Origin of the sequence: Pseudomonas sp. PA15(2017) (assembly GCF_001945395.1) — a bacterium.
Taxonomy (GTDB): Bacteria; Pseudomonadota; Gammaproteobacteria; order Pseudomonadales; family Pseudomonadaceae; genus Aquipseudomonas.
Window position 1 is genome coordinate 63,141 of the sequence record NZ_MSXV01000020.1, and the last position, 12,157, is coordinate 75,297.

The window sequence follows — 12,157 nt, forward strand, 5'->3', positions numbered from 1 at the left end:
TGCCGTGTGTGAGTGGCGGGTGTCGAACCCGCCGCAGGAACACTGGGGCTTCGCTTTCGCTACAAGGGCTCCCTTACATCAGTCGCTTGCGTTCGCTCGAAGGCGCTATACCGAGCGATTCACGGTACTTGGCGACTGTGCGGCGCGCCACTTGAATGCCCTGTGCTTCCAGTAAACCAGCGATCTTGCTGTCGCTCAATGGCTTTTTCGCATTTTCCGCTGCGACCAGTTTTTTGATGATTGCGCGGATCGCGGTCGACGAACATTCACCGCCTTCGGAGGTACTGACGTGGCTGGAGAAGAAGTACTTCAGCTCGTAAATGCCACGCGGGGTGTGCATGTACTTCTGGGTGGTGACGCGGGAGATGGTCGACTCATGCATGCCCACCGCCTCGGCGATGTCGTGCAGTACCAGCGGTTTCATCGCCTCGTCGCCGTAGTCCAGGAAGCCGCGCTGGTGCTCGACGATCTGCGTGGCGACCTTCATCAGGGTTTCGTTGCGGCTCTGCAGGCTCTTGATGAACCAGCGCGCTTCCTGCAACTGGTTGCGCATGAAGGTGTTGTCGGCGCTGGAGTCGGCGCGTTTCACGAAACCGGCGTACTGGGCGTTGACGCGCAGACGCGGCATGGCTTCCTGGTTGAGCTCGACCAGCCAGCGATCATTGTGCTTGCGCACGATCACGTCCGGCACCACGTACTCCGGTTCGCTGGATTCGATCTGCGAGCCGGGGCGCGGGTTGAGACTCTGGATCAGCTCGATGACCGGACGCAGCTCGTCTTCCTTGAGCTTCATGCGGCGCATCAGCTGGCTATAGTCACGGTTGCCGAGCAGATCCAGGTACTCGCTGGTCAGGCGCTGTGCTTCGCTGAGCCAGGGCGTTGAAGCGGGCAGTTGGCGTAATTGCAGGAGCAGGCATTCGCGTAGATCCCGCGCCGCGATGCCCGATGGCTCGAACTGCTGGATACGGTGCAGCACGGCTTCGACTTCATCCAGCTCGACGTCCAGCTCGGGGTCGAAGGATTCGACGATTTCGTCGAGGGTTTCCTCCAGATAGCCCTGATCGTTGATGCAGTCGATGAGCGTCACGGCGATCAGGCGGTCCTTGTCGGACATGGGCGCCAGGTTGAGTTGCCAGAGCATATGGCTCTGCAGGCTCTCACCGGATGAGGTACGGGTGGTGAAATCCCATTCGTCATCATCGTTGCTGGGCAGGCTGCTGGCGCTGGTTTGGTAGATGTCTTCCCAGGCGGTATCGACGGGCAGCTCGTTGGGAATGCGCTCACCCCATTCGCCATCTTCGAGATTGTCGACTGTCTGTGGGCTTTCCTGGAAACTCGGTTCCTGAAAGGTCTCTTCCTGAGGCGCAGGCGAGGCCGCGCTCTCAGCGCCATCGGCCATGGGGTCGGAATTGTCGAAGTCTTCGCCTTCTTCCTGCCGCTCCAGCATCGGATTGGATTCCAATGCCTCCTGGATTTCCTGTTGCAGATCCAGGGTCGACAGTTGGAGCAGGCGAATGGCTTGTTGCAGCTGCGGAGTCATCGTCAGCTGCTGGCCCATTTTCAGGACTAGCGATGGTTTCATTGCAGACCTTATCCGGCGTCTGTACGTAATCCACGACAGGGCGACGAAGCGCCACTAGGAAGCAAATTATATGCCTGAATCCAAACCATTTGCCTAGCGCCTGTTGCCATTTCGTTGCGAGGGCGCTCGAGCGGTAACAGGCACTTGCAGAGGTTCATGGGGAAGGCTCCGCTACAAGCGGAATTCGTGGCCCAGGTAGACGTCCTTGACCGTCTGGTTTGCCAGGATCGCCGCCGAATCGCCTTCGGCGATGAGTTGGCCTTCGCTGACGATGTAAGCGGTTTCGCAGATGTCCAGGGTCTCACGCACGTTGTGATCGGTGATCAGCACGCCGATGCCCTTGGCTTTGAGGTGATGGATGATCTGCTTGATGTCGCCCACGGAGATGGGGTCGACGCCGGCGAAGGGTTCGTCGAGCAGGATGAATTTCGGCGCGGTGGCCAGGGCGCGTGCAATCTCCACCCGGCGACGTTCACCGCCGGAAAGGCTCATGCCCAGGTTGTCACGAATGTGGGTGATGTGGAATTCCTGCAGCAGGCTCTCGAGTTCCTGCAGCCGCTGTTCGCGGTTGAGGTCCTTGCGGGTTTCCAGAATCGCCATGATGTTGTCGGAGACGCTGAGCTTACGGAAGATAGACGCTTCCTGCGGCAGATAGCCAATCCCGGCGCGCGCACGGCCGTGCATCGGCTGGTGGCTGACGTCGAGGTCGTCGATCAGCACGCGGCCCTGATCGGCCTGTACCAGGCCCACGATCATGTAGAAGCATGTTGTCTTGCCGGCGCCGTTGGGGCCGAGCAGGCCTACGATCTGGCCGCTCTCGATGCTCAGGCTGACGTCGCGCACGACCTGGCGGCTCTTGTAGCTCTTGGCCAGGTGCTGGGCTTTGAGAATCGCCATGGTTATTGGCCCTGCTCGGCAGCGGGGGCTGCCTTCTTCTGCGGCTGGATCACCATGTCGATACGCGGACGCGGGCTCGACACATTGGTGCCGGTGGCGCGGCCGGCGTTGACGATCTGGCGACGCGTGTCGTAGACGATCTTCTCGCCTTCGAAGGTGTTGCCTTCCTGGACGACCTTGGCCTGATCGATCAGCACGATGCGCTCGTTGGCCGCGAAGTACTGGATGGTCAGGCCGTACGCCTTGACGATCTGCTTGTCGACGGCCGGCTTCTGCTCGTAATAGGCCGGTTTGCCCACCGAGGTGAACACGTCGACTTCGCCCTGCGCATTCTGGGTGATGGTGACGGTGTCGCCGGTGATCTTCATGGTGCCCTGGGTGATCACCACGTCGCCGCGGTATACCGCCACGCCCTGTTTGTCGTCTAGTTCAGCGCTGTCGGCCTGCACGCGGATCGGTTGATCGCGGTCACTCGGCAGAGCCCAGGCGCTTACGCTTCCGAGCGTGGCGCCAAGGCTGAGAAGTAGGGGGAGGGTTTTAACGAACCTCATGCTGGCCTCTTACGTTGGACTGCAGGATCATCCTGCCGTCATTCAAGTACGCTTTCATTCCTTGTGCCGTGGTCACCCCATTGGCCGCGTCGATTCTAACGGCTTGCTGGGTCTGCGCATATTCCTTCTGCGGGAATACGGTCAGGCGGCTGGTAGTGAGTATAGTGGGGCGGCCCTTTTCGTCTGTGCGCTCGACGCGCACCTGATCGATCAGCTCGACCTCATTGCCGTCGGGGCCGACCTCGCCACGGGCGCTGCGCACCTTCCAGGGCAGTTCGGTGCCGCGGAACAGGTTCATGCGCGGCTCGGTCAGCAGCGTGGTGTCGGTGCTCTGTACGTGTTCGAGTTTTTCACTGGTCATGTCGTTCTGCACGCGACCGTCGGGCAGATACTGCACGCTGCGCGCGTTGATCGCGTAGAAATCGATCGGGTTTTCCGGCCCGGTGTGTTGCGGCGCATTGGAGAAACTGTCCGGGTTGACGTTCCAGTAGCCGGCCGCCACCAGCAGCAGTGCGCCGAAGGTCAGCAGGACGGGAGTGAGGAATTTGCGCAGCATCGGCGAGCCCTACAGGTAGGCGGATTGGGCGGCGTCGAGCGTGCCCTGTCCGCGCATGATCAGTTCACAGAATTCACGGGCAGCGCCTTCGCCGCCCCGTGCCTGGGTCACGCCGTGGGCGTGCTGGCGCACGAACTCGTTGGCGCTGGCCACGGCCATGCCCAGGCCCACGCGGCGAATCACCGGCAGGTCGGGCAGGTCATCGCCGAGATAGGCCACCTGTTCGTAGCTCAGGCCCAGCTCGCCGAGCAGTTCATCGAGGACATCGAGCTTGTCCTCGCGGCCCTGGTACAAGTGCTGGATGCCGAGGTTCTGGGCGCGGCGCTCGACCACCGGCGTCTTGCGACCACTGATGATAGCGGTGCGCACGCCGGAGTTGATGAGCATCTTGATGCCCTGGCCATCGAGCGTGTTGAAGGTCTTGAATTCGCTACCGTCTACCATGAAATACAGTTTGCCATCGGTCAGCACGCCGTCGACGTCGAAGATCGCCAGTTTGATGGCGTGAGTACGTTGCAGCAGGTCGTTCATCACATTACCCCCGCGCGCAGCAGGTCGCCCAGGTTGAAAGCGCCGATCGGACGGTGGTCGATGTCGACCACGATCAGCGCGCTGATCTTGTTGTCTTCCATTATCTTCAGGGCCTCGGCGGCGAGCATGTCGGCTCGGGCGGTCTTGCCGTGGAGGGTCATGACTTCGTCGATGCGTGCATCGCGTACGTCGATGCCTTTGTCCAGAGCACGGCGCAGATCGCCATCGGTGAAGATGCCGGCCAGTCGGCCATCGTTTTCCAGAACGGCGGTCATGCCCAGGCCTTTTTGAGTCATCTCCAGCAGCGCGTCGCGTAGGCTGGTGCCGCGCTTGACCTGGGGCAGGCTGTCGCCGGCATGCATGACGTTTTCCACCTTGAGCAGCAGGCGGCGACCCAGCGCGCCTCCCGGGTGGGAGAATGCGAAGTCCTCGGCCGTGAAACCACGGGCTTCGAGCAAGGCAATGGCCAGGGCATCGCCCAGCACCAGCGAGGCGGTGGTGGAGGACGTCGGCGCCAGGTTGAGCGGGCAGGCTTCCTTGGCCACGCGGGTGTCGAGATTGACTTCAGCAGCCTTCGACAGGGGCGACTCGGGGTTGCCGGTCATGCTGATCAGGGTGATGCCCAGGCGCTTGATCAGCGGCAGCAGGGTGACGATTTCCGCGGTGGAGCCCGAATTGGAGAGCGCCAGCACCACGTCGTCACGGGTGATCATGCCCATGTCGCCGTGGCTGGCCTCGGCCGGATGCACGAAGAACGCCGTGGTGCCGGTGCTGGCGAGGGTCGCAGCGATCTTGTTGCCGATATGCCCGGACTTGCCCATGCCTACCACGACCACGCGGCCCTTGCTGGCCAGGATCAGCTCGCAAGCCTTGACGAAATCGGCGTCGATGCGAGGCAGCAGCTCTTGCACCGCCTCGATCTCGAGGCGAATGGTGCGCTGTGCGGAATCAATCAGGTCGCGGGTCTGGTTCATGCTCGGCTTGGACTGCTCGACGAAAAAGACGGGGATTATAGCGGGAAAGCCCTGTGGACTCATCATTCATACAGCAACCTATAAATGGCAAAGCTGTCACAACCCTGAACGCTGCTGCGGCCCGGCTTTGGCGGGCAAATGGGCAAATGCTATAGTCCGCAGCCATTTCAAGGGGGTGAATGGAGTGCCCTTGTCCCGATCTCGGGCGTCTGATTAGGAAGGCAGTACGCAATGGAGTTCCGATGAGCGCGGAAAATCAGTACGCGGTCGAGCTTAAGAACGTAAGTTTTCAGCGCGGCGAGCGACACATCTTCAAGAACGTCGATATCTGCATTCCGCGTGGCAAGGTCACCGGGATCATGGGGCCGTCCGGCTGTGGCAAGACCACGCTGCTGCGCCTGATCGCGGCCGAGCTGCGCCCGAGCGCTGGCGAGATTCGGGTCAACGGCCTGAACCTGCCCGACCTGTCGCGCAGCGAGCTGTTCGACATGCGCAAGCAGATGGGCGTGCTGTTTCAGAGCGGCGCGCTGTTCACCGACCTTGACGTGTTCGAGAACGTGGCCTTTCCGCTGCGTGTGCATACCCCGCTGCCCGAAGAAATGATTCGTGACATTGTTCTGATGAAGCTGCAGGCCGTCGGCTTGCGTGGCGCCATCGAGCTAATGCCTGATGAACTGTCCGGCGGCATGAAGCGTCGTGTGGCCCTGGCGCGGGCAATCGCCCTGGATCCGCAGATTCTCATGTACGACGAGCCGTTCGTCGGCCAGGATCCGATCGCCATGGGCGTGCTGGTCCGGCTGATCCGCCTGCTCAACGATGCACTGGGTCTCACCAGCATCGTGGTGTCCCATGATCTGACCGAAACGGCCAGCATCGCCGACTACATCTATGTGGTCGGCGACAGCCAGGTGCTGGGCCAGGGAACGCCGGCCGAGCTGCGTGACTCGGATAATCCACGGGTGCGTCAATTCATGCAGGGAACGCCGGATGGTCCGGTTCCCTTTCATTTCCAAGCGCCGAATTACCACGACGATCTACTGGGAGGGCGCTGATGCGCAGGACATCTTCACTCGAACGCGTTCGCCTGTTCGGGCGGGCGGGTATCGATGTGGTCGCCGCGCTGGGGCGTTCGACGATCTTTCTACTGCGCGCGCTGTTTGGCCGCGGCACCTCGGGCAATGGCCTGCAGTTGTTGATCAAGCAGCTGTATTCGGTGGGCGTGCTGTCCCTGGCGATTATCGTGGTGTCGGGTGTGTTCATCGGCATGGTGCTGTCGCTGCAGGGCTTCAGCATCCTGGCCAAGTACGGCTCCGAGCAGGCGGTGGGGCAGATGGTCGCTCTGACCCTGCTGCGCGAGTTAGGGCCGGTGGTCACGGCGTTGTTGTTCGCCGGGCGTGCCGGCTCGGCGCTGACCGCCGAAATCGGCAACATGAAATCCACCGAGCAGCTGTCGAGCCTGGCGATGATCGGCGTCGACCCGCTCAAGCACATCGTCGCGCCGCGCCTGTGGGCCGGCTTCATTTCCATGCCGCTGCTGGCGATGATCTTCAGCGTGGTCGGCATCTGGGGCGGTGCGATGGTCGCCGTCGACTGGCTGGGTGTTTACGAAGGCTCATTCTGGGCCAACATGCAAAACAGCGTTTCGTTCCGCGAAGACGTGCTCAACGGTGTGATCAAGAGCCTGGTCTTCGCCTTCGTGGTGACCTGGATCGCCGTGTTCCAGGGCTATGACTGCGAACCCACTTCCGAAGGCATCAGCCGTGCGACCACTCGCACGGTGGTGTATGCCTCGCTGGCCGTACTGGGGCTGGACTTCATTCTGACCGCTTTGATGTTTGGAGACTTCTGATGCAAAACCGCACGATGGAAATCGGTGTCGGCCTGTTCCTGCTCGCCGGCCTGCTGGCCCTGCTGTTGCTGGCTCTGCGGGTCAGTGGTCTGGCGCCGGGTAACAATGTCGATACCTACAAGGTTTACGCGCACTTCGACAACATTGCCGGCCTTACCGTGCGCGCCAAGGTGACCATGGCGGGGGTCAATATCGGTCGCGTCACCGCCATCGATCTGGACCGCGACAGTTACACCGGGCGCGTAACGATGGAACTCGACAGCGCTGTCGACAATCTTCCGATGGACTCCACTGCATCGATCCTGACCGCTGGTCTGCTCGGTGAAAAGTACGTGGGTATCAGCGTGGGCGGCGACGAAGAGTTGCTGGCCGATGGCGGAACCATCCACGACACCCAATCTTCCCTGGTGCTGGAAGACTTGATTGGCAAATTCTTGCTCAATTCGGTGAACAGAGACCAGGAAAGCCAATGAGGCTCCCGATGATGATCAAGACCCTGCGCAACAGCCTTGTCGTTCTGCTGGCCGCTCTGCCATTGATGGCCATGGCCGCGCCTGCTGCCCACGAAGTGGTACAGAAAACCACCGACACCCTGCTGGCCGATCTGAAAGCGAACAAGGATGAGTACCGCCAGAATCCCGAGGCCTTCTACAACTCGCTCAACGAGATTCTCGGTCCCGTGGTGGATGTCGATGGCATTTCGCGCAGTGTGATGACCGTGCGTTACTCCCGTGCAGCCACGCCAGAGCAGATGACGCGCTTCCAGGAAAACTTCAAGCGCAGCCTGATGCAGTTCTACGGCAACGCATTGCTGGAATACAACAACCAGGACATTCGCGTGATTCCGGCTTCCGGCAGACAGGACCCGCAGCGTACGTCGGTGAACATGGAAATCCGTGACGGCAGGGGCACCGTGTACCCGCTGTCGTACACCATGGTCGCCATGGACGGAACCTGGAAGCTGCGTAACGTGGTGATCAATGGCATCAACGTCGGCAAGCTGTTTCGCGATCAGTTCGCCCAGTCGATGCAGAACAACCGCAACGACCTCGACAAGGTCATCGACAGCTGGGCCGACACCGTGGCCAGGGCCCGCCAGGCTCGAGGTGCGTCGTGAGTTCAGCAGCCATCGTCGAGCAGACACCGGGCGTACTCGCGCTCTCCGGCGTGCTCGATTACCAAAGCGGCCCGGCCTTGCGCGAGCAGGGCGGGCGTCTGATTCGCGCCACTCAGGCAATGGCCTGCGTGATCGACTGCTCGGCCGTCGAGAAGTCCAGCAGCGTCGGCCTGTCGCTGCTGTTGTGTTACATGCGTGATGCGCGCGCGGCCGGCAAGCAGTTGAGCGTGCGCGGTTTGCCCCGGGACATGGGCGGAATCGCCAAGGTTTGCGAGTTGCAGCACGTGCTGCCGGTGCCGGCCTGAGTGCCTGGCTGCCGGGCGCGCCGCCGGTTGAAGTGGAAAATCGCCGCTGGCGATTTTTTGGTATGATGCCGGCCCCATGTCTGCCGGTCAGCGCCGATGGACACCGCCAAGCGCGCTGCGCTAACTGGGCATGGTCTGCTTTCACAGGCGTCGCCAGGCGACGTTTACGCATATTGAATACGTTGATCGAGGTTGAGCATGCAGGCCCTTGAGGTAAAAAGTTTCTTGGAGACCAAACTGCCGGATGTTCAGGTAGAGGTCGACGGCGAAGGCTGCAACTTCCAGCTCAACCTGATCAGCGACGACTTGGCCGGCCTCAGCCCGGTCAAGCGTCAGCAACAGATCTACGCTCACCTCAACCCCTGGATCGCCGATGGCAGCATCCACGCCGTGAGCATGAAATTCTTCAGCCGTGCCGACTGGGCCGCGCGCTCCTGAGACGACGAATTAGCTATGGATAAATTGAGCATTACGGGCGGCGTGCGTCTCGACGGCGAAATCCGCATTTCCGGTGCGAAGAACTCCGCACTGCCGATCCTGGCCGCCACCCTGCTGGGCGATGCGCCGGTGACCATCTGCAACCTGCCACACCTGCACGACATCACCACGATGATCGAGCTGTTCGGCCGCATGGGTATCGAGCCGATCATTGACGAGAAGCTCAGCGTCGAAGTCGATGCGCGCACCATGAAGACGCTGGTCGCACCTTACGAGCTGGTGAAAACCATGCGCGCCTCGATCCTGGTGCTCGGCCCCATGGTCGCCCGTTTCGGTGAGGCCGAGGTGGCGTTGCCGGGCGGTTGCGCCATTGGTTCGCGTCCGGTCGACCTGCACATCCGCGGTCTCGAAGCGATGGGCGCGATCATCGATGTCGAAGGCGGCTACATCAAGGCCAAGGCGCCCGAGGGCGGCCTGCGCGGTGCGCATTTCTTCTTCGACATGGTCAGCGTGACCGGTACCGAAAACATCCTGATGGCCGCCACCCTCGCCAAGGGCCGCACCGTTCTGGAAAACGCCGCGCGCGAACCGGAGGTGGTGGATCTGGCCAACTGCCTGATCGCCATGGGGGCGAAGATCCAGGGCGCCGGCACCGACACCATCACCATCGATGGCGTCGAGCGCCTGCACGGCGCACGTTTCAACGTGATGCCCGATCGTATCGAAACCGGCACCTACCTAGTTGCCGCGGCGGCCACCGGTGGCCGCGTCAAGGTCAAGGACGCCGACCCGAGCACGCTGGAAGCCGTTCTGGCCAAGCTGCAGGAAGCGGGTGCCGAAATTACCACCGGTCCCGACTGGATCGAGCTGGACATGAAAGGCAAGCGCCCCAAGGCCGTGAGCCTGCGTACCGCACCCTATCCAGCGTTCCCGACCGACATGCAGGCGCAGTTCATCGCCCTCAACGCCATCGCCGAGGGCACCGGCACGGTGATCGAGACGATCTTCGAAAATCGCTTCATGCACGTCTACGAAATGAGCCGCATGGGCGCGCAGATCCAGGTCGAGGGCAACACTGCCATCGTCACCGGCGTGCCGCAGCTCAAGGGGGCTCCGGTGATGGCTACCGACCTGCGCGCTTCGGCGAGCCTGGTCATCGCCGCGCTGGTCGCCCAGGGCGACACCGTGATCGATCGCATCTACCACATCGACCGTGGCTACGAATGCATCGAGGAAAAACTGCAATTGCTGGGGGCGAAGATTCGCCGCGTGCCAGGCTGACCACATGCTGACCATTGCCCTGTCCAAAGGCCGTATTCTCGACGACACCCTGCCGCTGCTCGCGGCGGCAGGCATCGTGCCGACCGAGAATCCGGACAAGAGCCGCAAGCTGATCATCCCGACCACCCAGGACGATGTGCGTCTGTTGATCGTGCGCGCCACCGACGTGCCGACCTACGTCGAACACGGTGCCGCCGACCTCGGCGTAGCCGGCAAGGATGTGCTGCTCGAATACGGTGGCCAGGGGCTCTACGAGCCGCTGGACCTGCGTATCGCGCGCTGCAAGCTGATGACCGCCGGTGCCGTGGGCGCGCCCGAGCCGAAAGGCCGCCTGCGCGTGGCCACCAAGTTCGTCAACGTCGCCAAGCGCTATTATGCCGAGCAAGGCCGTCAGGTCGACATCATCAAGCTGTACGGTTCCATGGAACTGGGGCCTCTGGTAGGTCTGTCCGACAAGATCATCGACGTGGTCGACACCGGTAACACGCTCAAGGCCAATGGCCTGGAAGCTCAGGAGCTGATCGCCCACATCAGCTCGCGCCTGATCGTCAACAAGGCGTCCATGAAGATGCAGCACGGCCGCGTTCAGGCTCTGATCGACACGCTGCGTGAAGCGGTCGAGACCCACCATCCGCATTGATCCTCTTTCGCGTGATTTGATAACCACGCACTGCCTATCCGTGTCATAGCCAATTTTTCAGGTGCCCGCACGGAGAGGCCTGCTAATGTGGCGCCTGAAAAACTCCAGATGAGGCTTCAGCTATGACCGCTCCAGTTGCCATTCGCCGACTCAACGCTGCCGACGCGGATTTCGCCCAGCATCTGGATCATCTGCTGAGCTGGGAAAGCGTCTCCGACGACGGCGTCAATCAGCGCGTAGTGGATATCATCAAGGCCGTGCGCGAACGGGGTGATGCGGCGCTGGTCGAATTCACCCAGCGTTTCGATGCGCTCGACGTGGCCTCGATGGCCGACTTGATCTTGCCGCGCGAGCGCCTGGAACTGGCGCTCACCCGCATCACCACCGAGCAGCGCCAGGCGCTGGAAACTGCCGCCGCCCGGGTGCGCAGCTACCACGAGAAGCAGAAACAGGATTCCTGGACCTACACCGAGGCCGACGGTACGGTGCTGGGCCAGAAGGTCACGCCGCTCGATCGTGCCGGGCTGTACGTACCCGGTGGCAAAGCCTCGTATCCATCTTCGGTATTGATGAATGCCATTCCCGCCAAGGTCGCCGGTGTGTCCGAGGTGGTCATGGTGGTGCCCACGCCGCGTGGCGAGATCAACGAGATCGTACTGGCCGCCGCGGCCATCGCCGGCGTCGACCGGGTGTTCACCATCGGTGGCGCCCAGGCCGTCGCTGCGCTGGCCTACGGTACCGAGAGCGTGCCGCCGGTGGACAAGATCGTCGGGCCGGGCAACATCTACGTGGCCACCGCCAAGCGCCACGTGTTCGGCAAGGTCGGCATCGACATGATCGCCGGGCCATCGGAAATCCTCGTGGTCTGCGACGGCCAGACCGACCCGGACTGGATCGCCATGGATCTGTTCTCCCAGGCCGAGCACGATGAGGACGCGCAGTCGATCCTGGTCAGCCCGGACGCCGCATTCCTCGACAAGGTCGCCGAAAGCATCGCCAGGCTGTTACCGAGCCTGGAGCGCGAGACCATCGCGCGCACTTCCATCGAAGGCCGCGGCGCGCTGATTCTGGTCGAAGACATGGCCCAGGCCATCGAAGTGGCTAATCGTATCGCGCCCGAGCACCTGGAGCTTTCGGTCGAGAACCCGGAGCAGTACCTGGCGCAGATTCGCCATGCCGGTGCGATCTTCATGGGGCGCTACACCGCCGAGGCGTTGGGCGATTACTGCGCCGGTCCCAACCATGTCCTGCCGACCTCGGGCACCGCGCGCTTCTCTTCGCCGCTGGGCGTGTACGACTTCCAGAAGCGCTCGTCGATCATCCACTGCTCGGCCGCCGGTGCTTCAGAACTGGGCAAGGTGGCCTCGGTGCTCGCCCGCGGCGAGTCGCTGACCGCTCACGCGCGCAGCGCCGAATATCGCATCAAGAACTGATCA

Annotated in this window: 15 protein-coding genes; 9 read left to right on the forward strand and 6 right to left on the reverse strand. The window is 62.1% G+C overall.

What is annotated here, in order from left to right:
* Positions 1 to 73 precede the first annotated feature (73 nt).
* The 6 genes from BVH03_RS07370 to BVH03_RS07395 form a co-directional block, all read right to left on the reverse strand.
* Entirely contained in the window at positions 74 to 1,582 is a 1,509-nt protein-coding gene (locus BVH03_RS07370) for an RNA polymerase factor sigma-54 (protein WP_075960560.1), read from the reverse strand.
* Positions 1,583 to 1,753: 171 nt separating this feature from the next.
* Positions 1,754 to 2,479: an LPS export ABC transporter ATP-binding protein gene (gene lptB, locus BVH03_RS07375; RefSeq protein ID WP_075960561.1), complete on the reverse strand. Its 726-nt coding sequence runs from the start codon at positions 2,477 to 2,479 to the stop codon at positions 1,754 to 1,756.
* Between the two features lie 2 nt (positions 2,480 to 2,481).
* Positions 2,482 to 3,030: a lipopolysaccharide transport periplasmic protein LptA gene (lptA, locus tag BVH03_RS07380; protein ID WP_074881397.1), complete on the reverse strand. Its 549-nt coding sequence runs from the start codon at positions 3,028 to 3,030 to the stop codon at positions 2,482 to 2,484.
* A complete protein-coding gene (gene lptC / locus BVH03_RS07385) occupies positions 3,017 to 3,586 on the reverse strand; it encodes an LPS export ABC transporter periplasmic protein LptC (protein ID WP_075960562.1) in 570 nt (189 codons plus the stop codon). Before lptC ends, lptA begins: the two co-directional genes overlap by 14 nt.
* Before the next feature lie 9 nt (positions 3,587 to 3,595).
* Positions 3,596 to 4,117, reverse strand: coding sequence for an HAD family hydrolase (locus tag BVH03_RS07390; protein WP_075960563.1), 522 nt, complete (start codon positions 4,115 to 4,117; stop codon positions 3,596 to 3,598).
* The gene (locus BVH03_RS07395) at positions 4,117 to 5,091 is read right to left on the reverse strand and encodes a KpsF/GutQ family sugar-phosphate isomerase (protein WP_075960564.1); all 975 of its coding nucleotides are present in this window, start codon (positions 5,089 to 5,091) and stop codon (positions 4,117 to 4,119) included. The genes BVH03_RS07390 and BVH03_RS07395 overlap by 1 nt, the downstream gene beginning before the upstream one ends.
* Positions 5,092 to 5,333: 242 nt before the next feature.
* Here BVH03_RS07395 and BVH03_RS07400 point away from each other — a divergent pair, with 242 nt between their 5' ends.
* The 9 genes from BVH03_RS07400 (at position 5,334) to hisD (ending at position 12,154) form a co-directional block, all read left to right on the forward strand.
* Positions 5,334 to 6,143 (forward strand): ABC transporter ATP-binding protein, encoded by an 810-nt coding sequence (locus tag BVH03_RS07400; protein WP_075960565.1) that lies wholly within the window; start codon positions 5,334 to 5,336, stop codon positions 6,141 to 6,143.
* Complete coding sequence (mlaE, locus tag BVH03_RS07405; RefSeq protein ID WP_074881392.1) at positions 6,143 to 6,940, forward strand: lipid asymmetry maintenance ABC transporter permease subunit MlaE; 798 nt, start codon at positions 6,143 to 6,145, stop codon at positions 6,938 to 6,940. The genes BVH03_RS07400 and mlaE overlap by 1 nt, the downstream gene beginning before the upstream one ends.
* Positions 6,940 to 7,413, forward strand: coding sequence for an outer membrane lipid asymmetry maintenance protein MlaD (mlaD, locus tag BVH03_RS07410; RefSeq protein WP_075960566.1), 474 nt, complete (start codon positions 6,940 to 6,942; stop codon positions 7,411 to 7,413). Before mlaE ends, mlaD begins: the two co-directional genes overlap by 1 nt.
* 11 nt (positions 7,414 to 7,424) lie before the next feature.
* A complete protein-coding gene (locus BVH03_RS07415) occupies positions 7,425 to 8,057 on the forward strand; it encodes a phospholipid-binding protein MlaC (RefSeq protein WP_075960627.1) in 633 nt (210 codons plus the stop codon).
* Positions 8,054 to 8,362 carry a lipid asymmetry maintenance protein MlaB gene (locus BVH03_RS07420; protein WP_075960567.1) on the forward strand — a complete coding sequence of 103 codons (309 nt, stop codon included), beginning with the start codon at positions 8,054 to 8,056 and terminating at the stop codon, positions 8,360 to 8,362. The genes BVH03_RS07415 and BVH03_RS07420 overlap by 4 nt, the downstream gene beginning before the upstream one ends.
* A 198-nt stretch (positions 8,363 to 8,560) precedes the next feature.
* Positions 8,561 to 8,800, forward strand: coding sequence for a BolA family protein (locus tag BVH03_RS07425; RefSeq protein ID WP_075960568.1), 240 nt, complete (start codon positions 8,561 to 8,563; stop codon positions 8,798 to 8,800).
* 15 nt (positions 8,801 to 8,815) lie between these two features.
* Positions 8,816 to 10,081, forward strand: a complete 1,266-nt coding sequence (murA, locus tag BVH03_RS07430; RefSeq protein WP_075960569.1) for a UDP-N-acetylglucosamine 1-carboxyvinyltransferase — start codon at positions 8,816 to 8,818, stop codon at positions 10,079 to 10,081.
* Between the two features lie 4 nt (positions 10,082 to 10,085).
* Positions 10,086 to 10,721, forward strand: coding sequence for an ATP phosphoribosyltransferase (hisG, locus tag BVH03_RS07435; RefSeq protein WP_075960570.1), 636 nt, complete (start codon positions 10,086 to 10,088; stop codon positions 10,719 to 10,721).
* Between the two features lie 122 nt (positions 10,722 to 10,843).
* Positions 10,844 to 12,154: a histidinol dehydrogenase gene (gene hisD / locus BVH03_RS07440; protein ID WP_075960571.1), complete on the forward strand. Its 1,311-nt coding sequence runs from the start codon at positions 10,844 to 10,846 to the stop codon at positions 12,152 to 12,154.
* The last annotated feature ends 3 nt before the right edge of the window (positions 12,155 to 12,157 follow it).